Origin of the sequence: Streptomyces sp. NPDC005566 (assembly GCF_040605575.1) — a bacterium.
Taxonomy (GTDB): domain Bacteria; phylum Actinomycetota; class Actinomycetes; order Streptomycetales; family Streptomycetaceae; genus Streptomyces.
This window is the reverse complement of record NZ_JBEXDB010000011.1, coordinates 1-16810: the sequence shown is the minus strand read 5'-3', so window position 1 is coordinate 16810 and position 16810 is coordinate 1. Positions and strand designations below refer to the sequence as shown.

Sequence of the window (16810 nt, the reverse complement as noted above, 5' to 3'; positions counted from 1 at the left end):
GACGGCGACGCTGTTATGACGACTGGGGTGCGGGGGTGTTCGCGGCCCGCCTGTGCCGTCGTTCGACGACGGCGGCGATGACCCGTGGGGTGAGGACGGACGCCACGAGCAGCAGGCCGGTCACGATGACCTGCACCTCGTTGGCGATGTCGTTGAGCGTGAGCAGGTTCTTCAGGACACCGATCAGCAGGACACCGGCGACCGCGCCGAAGAGCGTGCCCTTCCCGCCGTCGAAGTCGATGCCGCCGAGCAGAACGGACGCGATGACGAGCATCTCGAAGCCGAGTCCGTTGTCCGCGCGGGCACTTCCGTACCGGAGGGTGAAGACGACCCCCGCGAAGGCGGAGAACAGCCCGGTCACGACGAAGAGAAGCAGCTTGATCCGCTTGACCCGGATGCCGGCGAAGTACGCGGCCTCCTCCTGGGCGCCGATCGCGAAGAGCGAGCGGCCCAGCCCGGTGGCGTGCAGCACCACCGCGGTGACCGCGGCCAGCACGACGAAGAGCAGGACCGGGTAGGTGAGGAAGGTGCCGGGAACGGTCGTGGTGTCGACGGCCCAGTCCGCGTACGTCTGCGGGAAGTCGGTCACCGCGTCACTGCCGAGCGCCACGGAGGCGAGGCCGCGGTAGAGGGCGAGGGTGCCGATGGTGACGGCCAGGGACGGCAGCCCCACCCTGGTGACCAGCCAGCCGTTGAGGAGGCCTCCGGCGACGCCCACCAGGAGCACCACCGGCACGATCGTCTCGAAGGCCCAGCCCGCCTCCCACAGCGCACCGGTCAGTGCGCTGCCCAGGCCCAGCATGGAGGCGACCGACAGGTCGACCTGTCCGGCGACGACCAGGAGGGTCATCGGCAGGGCGATGATGGCGACTTCGGCGATGTCGTTGAAGGCGAACGCGAGGTTCTCCGTCGAGCCGAAACCCTCCGTGCTGCCGAGGCCGACGACGAGGACGGCCACCAGCAGGACGCCGACGGCGGTGTCCCAGCGCAGCGCGAGGCTCCTCAGGGAGCCGGCCGGGGGCCGGGGCGTCTTCTCCGTGCCCTGTGCGGCCTGCTTCTCAGGCGCCGTGGTCATGAACGGGCGCTCCTCTTCCTCAGTGCGGCGGTCATCCGCAGGTTCACGATCCGGTCGACGCTGATGGCCAGCAGGAGGAGCGCACCGGTGATGGCGCCCTGCCAGAAGGAGTCCACCTTCAGTACGACCAGGACGCTGCCGATGGTGGTGAGCAGCAGGGCGCCGAGTGCGGCGCCCCAGACGCTGCCGGTGCCGCCGGTGATGGCGACACCGCCGACGACGACGGCGCTGACGACGGTCAGTTCCCAGCCGTGGGCGTTGTCCGCGACGACGGTCCCGAAGCGGGCCAGCCACAGGGCACCCGCGAAGCCGGCGACGGCTCCGGAGAACGCGTACGCGGCGAGCACCCGGCGGCGGATCGGGATGCCGGCGAGACGGGCCGCCTCGGGGCTCGAACCGATCGCGTACAGCTCACGCCCCGACCGGTAGCTGCGCATGAAGTACGCGGTCGCGGCGAGCAGTACGAGGGCGATCAGCGGCAGGTACGGCACCCCCAGGAAGCTGCCGCTGCCCAGCCCCAGGACGGCCTCCGGCACATCGGAGGCACTGATCTGTTCACCCTGCGCCCACCAGTAGTCGACGCCCTGGATGATGTAGAGCATGCCCAGGGTCACGACGAGCGCGGGGACCTTGCCGAAGCTGACGAGGGCGCCGGAGACGAATCCGCAGACCACACCGATGGCGATGCCGAGCAGCATCACCGTCAGCACGCCGTGGTCGGTTCCCGCGACGAACTTGCCGCAGGCGAAGGCGGAGAGGCCGACCACGGAGCCGACCGACAGGTCGATGTTGCGGGTGATCACGACGGCGGACTGGCCGACCGCGAGCAGCACCAGGATCGAGGCGTTGAGCAGCAGGTCCTTGATGCCCTGGTCGGACAGGAAGCGCGGGTTGGCCAGGTAGGTGCCGAGGATCAGCAGGGCGAGTGCGCCGGCGATGGAGATCTCGCGGGCCCGGAAGACCGTGTCCGCGAGGGAGGCGGCACTCCGGTCCGGGGCCTTCGCCGTGTCCGGAGGGCTCTCGATGGTGGTGGTCATGCCGCTGCCCTCTCGTCGCGTCCGGTGGCCGCCGCCATGACCGACTCCTCGGTGGCGCTCCCGCGCGGGATCTCGGCGACGAGGCGGCCCTCGTGCATCACGAGCACCCGGTCGGCCATGCCGATCACCTCCGGCAGGTCGGAGGAGATCATCAGTACGGCGAGGCCGTCCGCCGCGAGCGAGGACAGCAGGCGGTGCACCTCGGCCTTGGTGCCGACGTCGATGCCGCGGGTCGGTTCGTCGACGATGAGCACGGCCGGGCCGGTCGCCAGCCACTTGGCCAGCACGACCTTCTGCTGGTTGCCGCCCGACAGCACACCCACGGTGTCGGCCAGCCGGTTGTACTTGAGCTGGAGGCGCACCGCCCAGTCGGCGGCCCGGTCGTGCTCCAGGGCCCGGCTGACGAGCCCGCGCTTACGGACCTCGTCCAGGCCCGTGAGGCCGATGTTGCGCTCGATCGACATATCCATGACCAGCCCGCGCTGACGCCGGTCCTCGGGTACGAGCGCGAGCCCGGCGGCCATCGCGGCGGTCGGCGAACCCGGCCGCAGCACCGTGCCGCCCACCTTCACCTCGCCCGCGTCGGCGCGGTCCACGCCGAACACCGCCTGCGCGACCTCGGTGCGCCCGGCGCCGACGAGCCCGGCGAGCGCGACGATCTCGCCGCGGCGGACGTCGAAGGACACGTCACGGAAGACGCCCTCGCGGGTCAGCCGGTGCACCGACAGGGCGACCTCGCCGACCTCCGCGTCCTGCTTGGGGTAGAGGTCGCCGAGGTCGCGGCCGACCATCCTGCGCACCAGGTCGTCCTCCGTCAGGCCCTCCAGCGGCTCCGAGGAGATCCACCGGCCGTCGCGCAGCGTCGTGACGCGCTGGCACAGCTCGAAGATCTCGTCGAGCCGGTGCGAGATGAACAGCACCGCCGCGCCCTCGGCGCGCAGGGTCTCCACGACGGAGAAGAGCCGGGCCGTCTCGCTGCCGGTCAGGGCGGCGGTCGGCTCGTCCATGATCAGGACACGGGCGTCGAAGGAGAGCGCCTTGGCGATCTCGACGATCTGCTGGTCGGCGATCGACAGCCCCCGCGCGGGCCGGTCGGGAGCCAGGTCGACACCGAGCCGGCGCATCAGCCCGGCGGTGGTGGCGTGCACGGCCCTGCGGTCGATGCGGCCCAGTGTCCGCCGCGGCTGGCGGCCCATGAAGATGTTCTCGGCGATCGACAGGTCGGGGAAGAGCGTCGGCTCCTGGTAGATGACCGCGATTCCGGCCTCACGGGCGTCGGCGGGGCCGTGGAAGACGACGGGCCGCCCGTCGAGCCGCACCTCACCGCTGTCCGGGCGGTGGACCCCGGCGAGGGCCTTGATCAGGGTCGATTTGCCTGCGCCGTTCTCCCCGGCGAGTGCGTGTGCCTCGCCGGGGAACAACTGCAGGGACACGTCCTGCAGGGCCCGTACGGCACCGAAGGACTTGCTCACGCCCTTCAGGGCCAGGACCGGGGCCGGGTCCGGGGCGGACTGGTTCATGGGAGCTCCTCAGCGGTGGGACTGCCTCGCTCCACTCGCCGTGAAAGGTTTCAATGAGGTTGCTCGGAAGCTAAACGGGGATTGCGGGCGCAGTCAATGGGTTGATGGCGAGAAGTTCATGCCGACGGGGGACGTGCGCGCCTGAATGGGGTGAATCGGGAGAACCCTTGACAGCCTCCGAGGTCAGCAACTATGTTTCGCGTCCCTGAATCGATTCACGTAAGGGCCGGACATCGCTCCTCATTGCACGCGCACACCAGGAGTCCCGAGTCCATGCCGCAGCGGGTGGCGGCCCACGGACGGCATCGTTGTCGGACGCATCGCCCCAGCGCGGCTCCAGCGCGGTACCGGTGCCCCGATCATTGCCCCCGAAGCGGTATCCGTACGCCTCTGCCGAGAGTGCGGATACCGGCCGGATGCCGCGGCCCGAGCAGCACGGCGAGCCCCGCCCTGCCAGGGACGGGTGCGTCGATCCGGCGCCAGCCGGCGCGCCGGTAGAAGCGCAGCGTGTCCTTGGCCCGGACCGAGGTGAGCAGCCAGCACCGTCCGTCGGGGGCCGCCTCGGTGACTGCTGCCAGCAGCTCAGCGCCCAACCCGGCGCCACGCGCCGCGGGGCCGACGGCCAGCTCGTTCACCTCGACGGCCCCGCACAGCCACTCCGCGACCCGGTCCGGCCCGAGTGCTGCGGCGACCTGCCCGTAGCTGCGGTCGCCGGGGAAGGGGGCGGGCGTCGTCCAGGCGGTGGCGAAACCGGTCACGGTGTCCGCGTCCAGGGCGATCGCGGCGGTGAACCCCGGTCGCTCCGCATCGGAGGCGAGCCGCCCGGCGTACGACGTGGCCGCCTCGGGGGCCTCGTTCCACGGGGGCGCCGAGAACACGTCCGCGTACACGCGCCGTATCCCGTCCGCGTATGCCGGGACGCCCGCACCGTTCACGATCCTGACCTGCATGGACTGCCCCTCCCGCCGCCGTGTGCCGGGGGACAGGATAGGGGCGGCCCGCCCGGCCTAACGGGCCCGGGACACCAGATGCGTGGTGAACCAGTCCTGGGCCAGATCCGCCACCAGACCCAGCGCACCCGGTTCCTCGAAGAGGTGTGTGGCGCCCGGGACGATCTCCAGCCGGTTCTCGCAGGACAGTGCCGCCTGCGCCTGCCGGTTCAGATCGATCACCGTGGTGTCGTTGCCGCCCACGATGAGCAGTGTCGGCGCCCGCACCCCGGACAAATCCGCCCCGGCGAGATCGGGACGCCCGCCGCGGGAGACCACGGCGCCGATGCCGGAGTCGGCCGCCGCGGCGGCCCGCAGTGCCGCCGCCGCCCCGGTGCTCGCCCCGAAGGCGCCGACCGGTACGGACACCCGGCGCCGGAGCCACTCGGTGGCGCCCGCCAGCCTCCCGGCCAGCAGACCGATGTCGAAGACGTTGGCCCGGTACGTTTCCTCCCCCGGCGTGAGGAGGTCGAAGAGCAGGGTGCCGAGGCCCGCCCGGTTCAGGGCCGTGGCCACGGAGCGGTTGCGTGGACTGTGGCGGCTGCTGCCGGAGCCGTGGGCGAACACCACGACCGCCGCGGCGCCGTCCGGGAGCACGAGGTCCCCGGCGAGCCCTGTGCCGCCCGCGTCCACCTCGACCTGTTCGGAGGAGCCGCGGCCCTCGGGGGTCCGCGCCAGCAGGGAGACGACCTCCTCGTCGGAGGTCTGGGAGAAGTCCCGGTACCACTCACCGACAGCGGAGAAGAGCTGAGGCGTGGAAAGGCACACGACCTCGTCCACCTCGGAGCGCAGCCGGTCGGCCACATCCGGCGATGCCACGGGAACGGCCAGCACGACATAGGCGGCGCCCTGTGCCCGTACCACCTGGCACGCCGCCCGCGCGGTCGCGCCGGTGGCGACCCCGTCGTCCACCACGATCACCGCCCGGCCCTCGAGCGGGAGGCGCGGCCGACCGTCCCGGTACGTACGCGCCCGGCGTACGAGCTCCGCCTCCTCGGCGCGCTCCACCGACACCAGGTCCTTCTCGCGGACCCCGGCGTGCCGGACGATCTCGTCGCTGATGACCCGGACCCCGCCCTCGCCGATGGCACCGAAGCCCAGTTCCGGGTGGTACGGGACCCCCAGCTTGCGGACCACGATCACATCGAGCGGAGCACCGAGGAACTGCGCCACTTCGAATGCCACCGGAACCCCGCCGCGGGGCAGCCCCAGGACGACGGGCCGACGTGTCTCCAGGTGTCCGAGCGCCTGGGCGAGCCGCCGCCCGGCGTCCGTGCGGTCGGTGAACAGCACAGTGGTTCGCCTCCAAGGAGGGGAGACCGGAACGAACACACACCCCCACCTTCGAAACAATCCCATTTGCACCTGTTCGGCAAGTCGGGGACGGTCGACCGTATGGAACGAATCGGAGCCGTCCTGATCGACATCGACGGCGTACTCACGGTGTCCTGGGAGCCGTTGCCCGGTGCCGTGGAGGCGATGGAACAGCTGCGGGCGGCGGAAATCCCTCTGGCACTGGTCACCAACACCACCTCACGGACCCGCGCCGGGATCGCCGGACAACTGGCCGGATCGGGCTTCCCCGTCAGTGCCGACGACATCCTCACGGCCCCCGCGGCGACCGCCGCGTATCTGCGCGAGCACCACCCCGAGGCGCGCTGCCTGCTGATCAACACCGGCGACGTACGGGACGACCTGTCGGGCGTGACCCTCGTCGAGGAGGAGGACGGCGAGGGCGCCGTACCGGACGTCGTCGTCCTCGGCGGAGCGGGTGCCGCGTTCACGTACGCGGCACTCAACCGGGCCTTCCGCCACGTACAGCAGGGCGCCCGGCTGGTGGCCATGCACCGCAACCTGTACTGGCGCACCGCCGGCGGGCTCGACCTCGACACCGGGGCATTCCTCGACGGTCTGGAGCGGGCGGCCCGCACGGAGGCGGAGATCACCGGCAAGCCCGCCGGGGCGTTCTTCGCCGCGGCCCTCGCCCACCTCGGCGCCGACCCGACCGAGGCGCTGATGGTCGGCGACGACATCGAGTCGGACGTGCTGGCGGCCCAGCGCTGCGGAATCACCGGCGTACTGGTCAGGACCGGCAAGTACCTGCCCGAGACCCACGCGGCAGCGGACGGAACCCCGGACCACGTCCTCGACTCCTTCGCGGACGTGCCCGCACTGGTGGAACGGCTGGGGCGCCCCTGAGACCTCCGCCGCCTGTCAGTCGGCGACATCGACTCCGTAGGCGCGTGCGAGGGCGTCGAGGCCGTAGTCGTACCCCTGGCCGACGGTCCGCAGCCTCCACAGCGGCCCGCGGCGGTAGAGCTCGGCGAGCAGCATGGTGCGCTCCGTCGTCGCGGCGTCGAGCGTGGACTGGGCGAGAGGTGCCGCGCTGGTGCCGGGAGCGGCGGTGATCTGGATCGCCCCGACGTCGCCGAATGTGAGTTCCCCGTCGATGGCCGCCGCGACAACGACTCTGCTGACCGAGGGGGGAAGCGAGCCGAGACGGACACTGACGGTCTGCTCGGTGGGCCCGTCACCGAGGATCCGTACCGTGCCGGCCGGGTTCTCCGGGGCACCGTAGAACACGAAGTCCTCGTCGAAGGAGACCTGTTCGTCCTCGTCGACCACGAACGCGACGATGTCGATCTCGCAGTCCGTCCGCTGGCCCCAGGTGGCCGTGACAGTCCACGGGACCGCTGGTACCCCACCTTCGGGAAGGTCCACGACACCACCCCGGGGCAGCACATGCCGGGCCTGCCCCCGACCGGTCCGACCATGGTGCGGCTCGGCGGCCGGCGCCTCGATCCAGGCGGCCTCATGCGTGGGAAATTCCAGCGAGGTGATCCGGCGCATCCGCCGGTCGGCTGCCCCGTCGGCCAGGAGCACGACGTCGGTGACGCTCGCGGAGAGATTGATCGCGGCGGAGCCGCCGAGCTCGACGATGCGGGTGCGGGCAGCCACGGCCTCGGGGTGCGTGCCGCCGAGGACGAGCACCCGCCGGCCGGCCAGCGGCTTGCCGGGCAACTCGGCGGGCACGGCCGCCCGGTGCGGATCACGCGCCGAAGGGATCGCTGCCCGGGCAGGGGCGGGCGGAGCGGGCGGCGCGCCCTCCGCCGTGAGGGGAGTGGGAGCCGGAGCCGTGGCGCCGGTGGTGGTCTCCTCGTGCCGGTTTCCGGGGCGCACGTCACCGAGCAGGCGCAGCAACGTGAGCTCGTCGATGACGGGGATGCCCTCCGCGAGGGCGCGTCTCGCCTTCGCGGAGCCCGAAGCGTGGTCGTTGGTGACCAGGACACTCGTGTGGCGGCTGACGGAGGACATGAGGTTCAGCCCGGCGGCGACGGAACGTTCGACCAGCTCCTGTCTCGGGGTGGTGGTCTCCCCGGTGACGGCGACCTTCATGCCCTGGACCAAGGGGCCGTCGGTTGCGAGCCGCCCCGGGTTACGGAAAGCGCACGGCGCCTTGGGCGACCGGGGTGTGAACTCCGGGTCCTGGCGGGGCGGGCAAGGCACCAGAGGCAGCGGCAGGCCGAGCTGCGCCGCATCCCGCAGAGTGCCGCGCAGAACCCCGGCCAGCACACGGCTGTCGTCGAGGGCATCGTGGGCCGTCAACTGCGTGACGCCGTAGTGGGCGGCCAGTGTGCCCAGCCGGAGATCCTCGGTCGGCGGATCCACCCGCCGGTTCAGCGCCAGGGTGCACAGCCGCCGGGTCACCGGCAGCCGCAGCCCGGCCCGGGCGAACTCGTGGGCGAGGAAGTCGTAGTCGAACTGGGCGTTGTGGGCGACGAAGACACGGTCCTTGAGCATCGCCCCGATCTCTTCCGCCACGTGAGCGAAGTCCGGTGCACCCCGCAGCCGTTCGGCGGTGAGCCCGTGCACGTGTACCGGCCCGGGATCGCAGCCGGGATTGAGCAGGGCGGAGAACTCGCCGGTCTGCACACCGTCCGGACCGAGAGTCACCACGGCGACCGAGAGCACCCGGTCCCGGCGCGCCATCAGCCCAGAGGTCTCCACGTCCACCACCGCCCATTCGTAGGCGTAGTCACGCAGGCCGGACACATCGAGAGCAGGGGACGCGAGAGACATGGCGGTAAGGATGGCCGGATATAGAGCGGTCCTTCAACCCGGACAGCCATTCATCCGGATATATCCCTTGCCTATTCGTCGACGACGCCGCTTCGGTGGACGCGGTCGGGGTGGAAATCGGCGAGAGCGGGCGGGGCCGGGCCGGTCGCGCTTCCTCTGACGCGCCCCTCGCGCCCACGCCCCCTTCGCAGGCCCAGGCGTTGTCGGTGCTGTTGGCTAACGTGCGGGGCATGGGAAACTTCGGCGGTTCACTTGCGATCGGATCCACGGCAGAGCTCCGCGACTTGATGGAAGCGACGGGCTATGTCGGCATCGGGGACACGGACGTTCCGGCGGAGGGCTGGCAGGTGTCGGAATTCGCCGACGCCGACGAGCGCAGCCTGCCAGGACTCGTGGAGAAGACCGGGGCGCCCGCGGTCATGGTGTCTTTCCTGGACAGCGATGTGGGGTTCGTCGAGGCCGTGACGCCGGACGGCACAGCTTGGACAGGACTGCTCAACCGCGGGATGGCGGAGAGCTACGACATCCCGCTGGAGGATTTCCCGGTGGACACTGCTGTGGCGGGCGCGCTCGCGTGGTCGGCCGCTGCTGGGCTGACCTCGGAAGCGGAAGTCGTCCGACAGGCGCTCACCGGGTCCGCCACCTGCGCGGAAGAGCTGTGCGGAATCCTCCTTGTCGGCCTGGGCATCCCCGGGACCTCATCGGCCGCGTAGCTCGCCCTCGGGCCCCGATCACCCATCCGCCGACGAACACCGAGGCGGTGGACGTCTGGGAGGTCGGTCCGTGGGCGTGACTCGTTGATGCCGATGCCGATGCCGATGCCGATGGCGACCGCGCCCGCCGGGCCGGACAGCTCTGCGTAGTGTTCCGGCTCCGTGGCATCCGGCCACGGAGCCCGCGCAATATCCGCTTGGCGGCCACGGCGACCCTTGCTAGGTTGCCGGAGGCCGTGCGAGAGAACGAGGAGGTGGTACCCGTGAACGCAGTATCGACATGGGTGCTCCCCTCCGGGGCCACGGTCGGGCGATAGGTCGTCCGGGAGCGCCGTTCCGAGCACTCCCGAAAGGCACGACCATGCAATTCACTTCCGAACGGCGCCTCGACGACGGCGTCCTCGAACGCGAATTCACCCTCGGCGAGATCCCCGGCATCCTGTGGACGCCCGCGTCCGCTTTTCCACCGGCGCCGTTGATCCTGCTCGGCCATCCCCCGCTCGGGCTGCACAGGATGTACAGCCGGCTGGCGGGTCGGGCCCGGCAGGCCGTGGCGGACGGCTTCGCCGCCGCCACCATCGAGCTCCCAGGGAGCGGTGACCGGCCCCGTTGGGCCGCCGCCGAGCAGGCCCGAGCCGATCTGCGCCGCGTCATGGAAGCCGGCGAGCCGGTCAAGGACGAGATCATCGACGCCCTCATTCTCCCGCTCGTCGAAAAGTCGGTCCCGGAATGGCAGACCGCTCTCGACGCCCTCCTGTCGCTGCCCGGGATCGGCGGCCCGGTCGGGTACTCGGGCGGCGTGATCTCCATCGGCATCCGGCTGGCGGTGGTCGAGCCGCGCATCGTGGCCGCGGGTCTTTTCGCCGGGAGTTTCGTGCCTCGCGTCATGTTCGAGGAGGCCCGCAGGGTCAGCATTCCGCTGCACGTCCTGCTCCAATGGGACGACGAAGGGAACGACCGGCAGGCGGCCCTGGACCTGTTCGACGCCTTCGGCTCCGAGGAGAAGACGCTGCACGCCAACATGGGCGGGCACACCGGCGTCCCGCGGTTCGCGGGGGACGATGCGGCCAGGTTCTTTGCCCGGCACCTGAAGTGAGGCCGGGCCGTCAGGCCGGCAGCCGAAGGTAATCGGTGCCGGCCGGGACGGTGCTCGTCGAGGACAGGTCCCGGCTCACCCCGACTCTCTGTACCGCGGGCCTCTGCCAACTCCGGCAGGGGCCCGCGCTGCCGGCCCGGCGTGCCGCTCGAGTGCCGTTGTCCGTACTGACCGCTCAGTGACCCAGCCGGGCCGCGAGTCCGTCGAGCACGCAGTCCGAGCCGAACGCGAATTCGACGTCGGGGTCGGGCTCCTCGGCCTCGTGGACGCGGCGGGCGAGCATCGGGTGTTCCCCCGCCGCGAGGACCTCGCTGATGTACGGGCCGACGCTGCGCTGCCACTCCTCCTTGCTGAGCCCGGTGCGCTGCTCCGTGCGTCGAAGGGCCTGCCGGGCGGCGAGCGAACCCAGTACGTACGCGTGCACGGCGCCGAGCGCACGCGAGGCCAGGGTGATGTCGGGCGTGAGCGCGACGGCGGCGCGCAGCGCGGAGCCGGACCGCCGAAGCGAGTGGGGGCCGAGCGCGGGCCTCCCGTCAGTTCACCCGCCGGTGTCAGGAACGGGCCATGAGGGCCGCGAGTCCCGCGCGGGTGGCGACATCGGTCTTGCGGAACACCCGTGACAGGTGGGTCTCGACGGTACGCCGACTGAGGTAGAGCCTCGCGGCGATCGCCTGGTTGGTGAGGCCCTCGGCCACCAGTTCGGCGACCTCCCGTTCGCGTGCCGTCAAGGAGGCCAGCCACGGCGGGGCGGGGGAGGACACGGAGGGTACGGGCGGCCGCGTCAACTCCGCCAGGCCGACCAGCAGGCCCGCGCCTCCGGCGACGGCCAGCCGGTGGCCCTGCTCCCACATGGCCGCCCCCCGCGCTCCTAACCCGGCAGCCGTCATCACCGGGGCCGCAAGCAGCAGTGACCGCGCCTCCCAGAACACCGCACCGGACCGTGCGCATTCCGCCGCCGCCTCGGAGAGCAGCGTCGCCGCCCTGGCGGGGTCGCCGTCGTGCAGCGCGAGCTGCGCCGCGCTCCGCATCGCGGAGGCGCGCTGCACGGGCAGGCCGAGCTGCTCCGCGTCCTTGCGGGCCCGCTCGGACCATGCGGACGCGGAGCCGACGTCCCCTGTGGACAGTGCGGCCGTGACGAGAAGTTCCGACAGGAGGGGGCGCATCGAGGGCTGCAGGCCACGCAGGTCGTCGCCCCCGGCCCGGAGGAGGGCGGCCCGGGCACGGTGCGGATCGCCGCCGGTCAGCGCAGCGTAGCCGAGCATGCACCAGGCCATGGAGGCCCGCCAGTTGTCGCTCGGCCCCATGGACGCGACGGCCTCCTCGGCGGCCGCGAGTGCCTCCGGGTCACCGGGTGCGGACGCTGCGATGCGCACCTGGGCCTTGTTGGCCAGGACGAAGGCGAGCAGTTCGCTGCTGCCGATACCGCGGGCGATGTCCTCCGCCTCGTCCGCCAGTTCGCAGGCCGAAGGCAGGCGGCAGGTCTGGATCCGTACGTGTGCCTTGCACAGCAGCAGGAGCGGCAGGAGGTAGACCTGCCCGCTGCTCCGGGCGATCCCGAGACCCCGGTCCGCGTGGCGCTCGGCATCGGTGAAGCGGCCGAGGAACGCCTCGGCCCAGCCCAGTCTGCCCAGCGGTTCGCACAGCGCCGTGAGGTCGTCGTCGGGCAGGCCGTCCAGTAACCCGGCTGCCTGCGTGGCGTACGCGCTCGCCGCGGCCACACCGCCCTCGTAGGCCTCGCCGAACGCGGCGACCGCCAGCGCCCCCGCCTCGCCCAGTTCGTTGCCGAGGGCACGGGCATCCGCGAGGGTCCGTGCGACCTCGCCCCGCATCTGCGGATAGGAGGTGTTGTGGGGTGCGGACGAGCTCAGTTCGAGGCCGATCGACACCCTGTCGGACGGTGACAGCTCCGGCTGCCTGCTCAACTCGCGGCGCAGGAGCGCGATCGCCTCCGGATATCTTCCGAGGTGCCGCTCCGTCAGGGCGCACAGCACGACCGCCGACGTCCTGACGCCGGCCTCGTCGGGACCGGCCGTGCTGATCACCTTGTGCAGCAGGTCGCGGCTCTCCCGGAGCCCGCCGGCGACGCCGAGTGCGCGTGCGCGCCGCAGCATCAGATCGCGTCGTTCGGCGGCGTGTTCGACCGTGTCGGGCAGCAGTCGGAGTGCGGCCCGGAGCCAGTGTGCGCAGCTCGTCGGCGCGGTCGACGCGGTCTGCTCGGCTGCCCGCCTCAGTACGGCGTAGGCCTGCGGGTCCCACGTGATCACCGACCGTTCGACGTGCCGGGCCTGTTCGACCGCCGGTGCGCCGGTGCGGGCCAGCTCGGCGGCTGCGGCACGGTGGATCTCGACGAGCCGCCGGGCTGCGGTGGACTCGTGGACCACCGTCCGGAGCACCGGGTGGCGCAACACCATTCGGCCGTTCGGGCCCGCCCGCGCGAGGTCCCGTCGCGCCAGGGCGTCCAAGTCGTCGTCGAGCTCGGTATCGGTACGGCCGGTCGCCCTGCGGATCACCGGGGTCACCGCGTGATCGCCGAGCACGGCGATCGCCTCCAGGGCCCGGCGCTGCGACGGAGTCAGCGGAGCCAGCTCGTTGAGCAGCAAGGCGCCGAGACCGGTGGGCAGTTCACCGAGGCTGCTCTCGGTGGAGACCGAGAAGGGCGTGGGGCGACGCGCGGCGCCCTCGCGGTGTGCGTGCAGGAGGGAGAGGAAGTAGAGCGGGTTGCCCTCGCCTGCGGCATAGAGGTGCGCGGCCCGGCCGCGCGGCAGATCGGGGGCGAGCCCTTCGACGCATTCCTGTTCCGCGAGTGGTGCGAGACCGATCCGGAGCACCGCATCGGTGTCGACCCCGCGGGTGAGCGCCGCGGTGAGCGCGGTCGGAGTCTGCCGGTCGCGGCGGGCGACGACGAGGACGACCGGGCCGGGTACGGGATGCCGGACGAGATGGTCCAGGAGCTCCAGTGACGCAGGGTCCGCCCAGTGCACGTCGTCCAGCGCCACCACCAGGCCGCCGGCCCTGCCGAGCTGCGCCAACAGGCCTGCCACCGAACGGTGGAGACCGAAGCGGTCGGCCGCGGCCGGCATCGGTCCGGGGGACGGCCCGGCGCCTCGGCCGCCGAGGACAGGGGAGACCGCGTCGAGCAGGTCCGGTGCCGCAGCCTGCAGGCGGTCGTCCAAGTCGGCGAACGCGTCGGCGAACGGATGGAACGGGAGCTGCCGTTCGTACTCGGCCGCCCGGCCGCGGAGCACCGTCACCCCGCGTCGTCGTGCGCGCAGGCAGAACTCCGTCATCAGCCGGCTCTTGCCGATCCCTGCCGCGCCGGTGATGTCGATGAAGGGCGGAGCCCCGTGGCCCAGCCGGTCGATCACCGTTTCGAGCAGCCCCAGTTCGTCCGTGCGGCCGACGAAGGGACGCCCACTCTCGGGATGTGCGGCGGCATCCTCCGACGCCCCCACGTGTGTGATCTCCTTGCCGAACTCCACGGCATTGTCTATCACGTCGGACGGAGGCCCGTTCGGGAGTCGTACACACGCCGCGTCCGGTACCTCCGTCGAGGATCCGGGGCCGTGTGGCACCCCTCAGCTTCTCAGCCGAACAGGGCGATGACGATCCAGGCGAGGAAGCCGACCAGGAATCCGAGGACGAGGGAGGCCAGCTCGGCGACGATGAGGACCAGGACGTAGTCACCGCTGTGGCTCCACGTGCCCTCCCGCGCGCTGGCGCGGAACGACAGCGACAGGGCGAGGAACGGTCCGAGGATCAACCCGGTTACGGTGACCCAGGTACCCAGCGCGTCGCCCGACGGTTCGTGGCCTCTGCCCCTTACCATCCGCACTTCCACGGAGCTACCCGGCCTGTGCATCTCGGCAGGCTTGTCCAGGGTGATCTCGCGCCGGGGCTCACCTGCCGCGCGCGGCGTGTACATGCCTTGGCAGTCGGTGCCGTCGTGATAGCCCTGCGCGTCGGTGGCCTCGTAGCAGCGGCTGATGGTCATGACGCCGTCCACGGGGCCGATGCCCAGGACGGCCGCCAGGTGGGGTCCCGGGAGCAGCCATATCAGCCACCCGGCGATGGCGAGGCTGACCACGGCTCCGGTCAGGCCCACCCTCCGTGCCCATGTCCCTGCAGTTCGCGCCACCCCGCCTGCCCTCCCCGTGGACGGCCGTCACGCAGACCGCCCGTGACGTGTGCGGCTCACCGGACCGACCCCGACCCTCCCATCCCTTGCGGTGCCGCGAGTCCGTGGATTCCCTGATGGGCCTACGTAATTCGGGGCGTGTGCGGTCGGCCCGGCCCTCCAGTCGATACGTAAGCCCGGCGGCGGACACCGGAGTCGCCCATCAGCCCACGGCTGCCGTTCCACGGCCCGCCGGCAGCCTCGCTTCCTACAGCTCCGACCAGGTGTGCGGCTCCATGTAGGCGTGCTCCCCCCGGAAGAACCAGTCCGCCAGATCCGTCAGCCGCTCCATGCACGCGGCGTAGTAGTCCTCCGGCTCCGGCCGGGGGAAGTTCGGATGCGTGGTCCACGAGGGAACGTCCGTGGCGACGTGGTAGTACCCCTCCGCCAGCCACCGGGGAAGCTCCTCGGCCTCCTGCATGCGTCGGCAGACAGTGCGCATGGCTTTCTCCAGTTCGGAGAAGGAGCCTCGGTCCCAGACCAGATCATTTCGCAGTCCCAGCAGGAAGCTTCCGGGCTCGGAACGAAATTCGTGTTCGAGGGTCTTCAGAGCTTGGTCCATGGCGGGCATGCTGCCAGGCCGGCCGTCAACCCCGCGCAGGAGGCCGGTGGGGTGTCGACGGGCAGGGGCAGGCCCGTCTTCTTGCGCCCTGGGTGTTGTTGCCGAATCTCTCGGTCTGGTGTTGTCGCTGGTTCCGGCAGGGGCACGGGTACCTCGGCAGCAGCGGGAGTCCATAGGATGGCGGACGGGGCGGAGCCGTAGCGCAGAGGTCGTCGCGCGCGGTCTCCAAAATCGCGAGGACGCCGGTTCGAATCCGGCCGGTTCTGCCTTGCCGCCCCGTAGCCCGATCCGGAGGATCTGCCGCGTTCCAGGCGGTGCTTGGTGCTCGGGCACGGCTCAGGTCGTCGCGGGTACGCCCATGGGTCGGCGTTGGGCCTTACAGCGCTTCGTCTCGGGCCAAGATCAGGCTGACCGAGCCCTCTTCGAGATTGATGCCGCCCTCAAGATGCTCGTGGTACCCGTCCCTGAGTTCGGGATCTGCGAGTCCCATGAGTCGCTCAGCCAGGTCCCGCAGTCCTGCGGCATTGGCTGCCACAGTGATTTCGGCTGCTGAGCCGTACACCTTGATCCGGGGTTCATCCATGCGGTCACGCTATTTCACGCTACAGCGGGCCCCACCGCCGCCCTCAAGCCGGTCGCCCTGCGGGTTCTGGACGCGCGATCACCCGGAGAGCACGCCGACGACCTGTGGGGCGAACCGCTCTTCCACGCGGCTCAGCTGGAGTTCGGCAGGCGGTGGACCGATACCGGGGAGGTCTATGAAAAGCGCGGCCTGAAAGGAAGGGCCACGGACGACACGCGCGTCGTGCCCTGTCGACCGGCACTCACGAAGTTCCTTCATGAACCCATTGCGACGGAGGAGCGTCCTACCTCATCCAGGAAGGCCGGGTGAGGCATGTCGAGGGCGGCCGCATGCCGGGCAGTCTCAGCAGGATTCCTCGGCCAGCTCTTCGAAAGCTTCGCGCGTCATGCTCCGGTCATCGGCCCACACCTGACCGGGTTCCAAAGCATCGACATCCGTCAGGCGGAAGGTCACCAGACCGGTGTAGTCATAATTGAACTCGGCCTTGCCAAAAGAGATTTGGTAGGTGAGGTCGGCGAGCAGATCCTGATTCCCCACGTGCACGGCAGCCCACCGCGAGGGCGGTGCGAAGAGCGGGAAGTCGACATCCCCCGGCGCGTGCTCACCTGGAACATTCCAGCCGGAGAGGTTCTCCCCATCGAGCAGGGCACCACTCTCAGCCTGGTTGGTTCCCGCGAAGCCCTGTAGGCCCGGCCCTCGGATCTTGTCGTCTCCGCACGGCCGCAACAGAACATGCGGAACTCCCTCGGCATCGAGTTGTACGCCAACCAATGGCAGCACCACCGCACTGCATCCGGACAGCGTCGCCACCCCTACTGCCACGAACAGCGCACATGCCATCACTCGTCGCATCTACCCACCCCCCGAGGTGGCCCGGATACTACTTGTACTCCAGCCGTAGATCGTGATCAGGAGTTAGGTCGTCGTGGTAGTGAGCCTTTTCCATCTTGATCAAGTGGTGAGTTCGAGGGCGACGACGGC

At 70.9% G+C, this 16810-nt stretch carries 14 protein-coding genes, 1 tRNA gene and 1 pseudogene; 4 read left to right on the top strand and 12 right to left on the bottom strand.

The window, feature by feature from the left end:
• Window positions 1–13 precede the first annotated feature (13 nt).
• From ABZS61_RS18725 to ABZS61_RS18705, 5 genes are all read right to left on the bottom strand, one after another.
• Complete coding sequence (locus tag ABZS61_RS18725) at window positions 14–1075, bottom strand: ABC transporter permease (RefSeq protein WP_356421894.1); 1062 nt, start codon at window positions 1073–1075, stop codon at window positions 14–16.
• Window positions 1072–2112, bottom strand: coding sequence for an ABC transporter permease (locus ABZS61_RS18720; RefSeq protein ID WP_356421891.1), 1041 nt, complete (start codon window positions 2110–2112; stop codon window positions 1072–1074). The genes ABZS61_RS18725 and ABZS61_RS18720 overlap by 4 nt, the downstream gene beginning before the upstream one ends.
• Entirely contained in the window at window positions 2109–3632 is a 1524-nt protein-coding gene (locus ABZS61_RS18715; protein WP_356421888.1) for a sugar ABC transporter ATP-binding protein, read from the bottom strand. Before ABZS61_RS18715 ends, ABZS61_RS18720 begins: the two co-directional genes overlap by 4 nt.
• A gap of 359 nt (window positions 3633–3991) precedes the next feature.
• Window positions 3992–4582, bottom strand: a complete 591-nt coding sequence (locus ABZS61_RS18710) for a GNAT family N-acetyltransferase (RefSeq protein WP_356421885.1) — start codon at window positions 4580–4582, stop codon at window positions 3992–3994.
• 57 nt (window positions 4583–4639) lie between these two features.
• On the bottom strand, window positions 4640–5914 hold the full coding sequence (locus tag ABZS61_RS18705) for a phosphoribosyltransferase family protein (RefSeq protein ID WP_356421882.1): 1275 nt from the start codon (window positions 5912–5914) through the stop codon (window positions 4640–4642).
• A gap of 102 nt (window positions 5915–6016) precedes the next feature.
• On the opposite strand from ABZS61_RS18705, the gene ABZS61_RS18700 reads away from it, so the two are divergent.
• On the top strand, window positions 6017–6820 hold the full coding sequence (locus ABZS61_RS18700; protein WP_356421879.1) for a TIGR01458 family HAD-type hydrolase: 804 nt from the start codon (window positions 6017–6019) through the stop codon (window positions 6818–6820).
• 15 nt (window positions 6821–6835) lie between these two features.
• Here the strand turns inward: ABZS61_RS18700 and ABZS61_RS18695 are convergent, their stop codons facing one another.
• Entirely contained in the window at window positions 6836–8701 is a 1866-nt protein-coding gene (locus ABZS61_RS18695; protein ID WP_356421876.1) for a TerD family protein, read from the bottom strand.
• A 95-nt stretch (window positions 8702–8796) separates the two neighbouring features.
• On the opposite strand from ABZS61_RS18695, the gene ABZS61_RS18690 reads away from it, so the two are divergent.
• Both ABZS61_RS18690 and ABZS61_RS18685 read left to right on the top strand, forming a co-directional pair.
• Complete coding sequence (locus ABZS61_RS18690) at window positions 8797–9414, top strand: hypothetical protein (protein ID WP_356421873.1); 618 nt, start codon at window positions 8797–8799, stop codon at window positions 9412–9414.
• Between the two features lie 361 nt (window positions 9415–9775).
• Window positions 9776–10510, top strand: coding sequence for an alpha/beta hydrolase (locus ABZS61_RS18685; protein ID WP_356421870.1), 735 nt, complete (start codon window positions 9776–9778; stop codon window positions 10508–10510).
• 175 nt (window positions 10511–10685) lie between these two features.
• Here the strand turns inward: ABZS61_RS18685 and ABZS61_RS18680 are convergent.
• From ABZS61_RS18680 to ABZS61_RS18665, 4 genes and pseudogenes are all read right to left on the bottom strand, one after another.
• A pseudogene (locus tag ABZS61_RS18680) lies at window positions 10686–11030 on the bottom strand (TetR/AcrR family transcriptional regulator C-terminal domain-containing protein); the annotation flags it as partial.
• A 31-nt stretch (window positions 11031–11061) separates the two neighbouring features.
• Window positions 11062–13962, bottom strand: a complete 2901-nt coding sequence (locus ABZS61_RS18675; protein ID WP_356421867.1) for an AAA family ATPase — start codon at window positions 13960–13962, stop codon at window positions 11062–11064.
• Between the two features lie 131 nt (window positions 13963–14093).
• The gene (locus tag ABZS61_RS18670; protein WP_356421864.1) at window positions 14094–14612 is read right to left on the bottom strand and encodes a hypothetical protein; all 519 of its coding nucleotides are present in this window, start codon (window positions 14610–14612) and stop codon (window positions 14094–14096) included.
• Window positions 14613–14892: 280 nt separating this feature from the next.
• Entirely contained in the window at window positions 14893–15246 is a 354-nt protein-coding gene (locus ABZS61_RS18665; protein WP_356421861.1) for a hypothetical protein, read from the bottom strand.
• Between the two features lie 191 nt (window positions 15247–15437).
• Between ABZS61_RS18665 and ABZS61_RS18660 the strand changes: the two genes are divergently transcribed.
• Window positions 15438–15512: transfer RNA gene (locus tag ABZS61_RS18660), tRNA-Trp, on the top strand.
• 110 nt (window positions 15513–15622) lie between these two features.
• Here the strand turns inward: ABZS61_RS18660 and ABZS61_RS18655 are convergent.
• Together ABZS61_RS18655 and ABZS61_RS18650 are read right to left on the bottom strand one after the other, a co-directional pair.
• Entirely contained in the window at window positions 15623–15829 is a 207-nt protein-coding gene (locus ABZS61_RS18655) for a hypothetical protein (protein WP_356421858.1), read from the bottom strand.
• Between the two features lie 342 nt (window positions 15830–16171).
• The gene (locus ABZS61_RS18650; RefSeq protein ID WP_356421855.1) at window positions 16172–16681 is read right to left on the bottom strand and encodes a hypothetical protein; all 510 of its coding nucleotides are present in this window, start codon (window positions 16679–16681) and stop codon (window positions 16172–16174) included.
• Window positions 16682–16810 lie beyond the last annotated feature (129 nt).

Excerpts from the sequence above, each read along its gene's own strand:
- ABZS61_RS18715 (WP_356421888.1), bottom strand. The coding sequence starts at position 3,632 with ATGAACCAGTCCGCCCCGGACCCGGCCCCGGTCCTGGCCCTGAAGGGC.
- ABZS61_RS18720 (WP_356421891.1), bottom strand. The coding sequence starts at position 2,112 with ATGACCACCACCATCGAGAGCCCTCCGGACACGGCGAAGGCCCCGGAC.
- ABZS61_RS18665 (WP_356421861.1), bottom strand. The coding sequence starts at position 15,246 with ATGGACCAAGCTCTGAAGACCCTCGAACACGAATTTCGTTCCGAGCCC.
- ABZS61_RS18685 (WP_356421870.1), top strand. The coding sequence starts at position 9,776 with ATGCAATTCACTTCCGAACGGCGCCTCGACGACGGCGTCCTCGAACGC.
- ABZS61_RS18695 (WP_356421876.1), bottom strand. The coding sequence starts at position 8,701 with ATGTCTCTCGCGTCCCCTGCTCTCGATGTGTCCGGCCTGCGTGACTAC.
- ABZS61_RS18700 (WP_356421879.1), top strand. The coding sequence starts at position 6,017 with ATGGAACGAATCGGAGCCGTCCTGATCGACATCGACGGCGTACTCACG.
- ABZS61_RS18650 (WP_356421855.1), bottom strand. The coding sequence starts at position 16,681 with ATGCGACGAGTGATGGCATGTGCGCTGTTCGTGGCAGTAGGGGTGGCG.
- ABZS61_RS18710 (WP_356421885.1), bottom strand. The coding sequence starts at position 4,582 with ATGCAGGTCAGGATCGTGAACGGTGCGGGCGTCCCGGCATACGCGGAC.
- ABZS61_RS18725 (WP_356421894.1), bottom strand. The coding sequence starts at position 1,075 with ATGACCACGGCGCCTGAGAAGCAGGCCGCACAGGGCACGGAGAAGACG.
- ABZS61_RS18655 (WP_356421858.1), bottom strand. The coding sequence starts at position 15,829 with ATGGATGAACCCCGGATCAAGGTGTACGGCTCAGCAGCCGAAATCACT.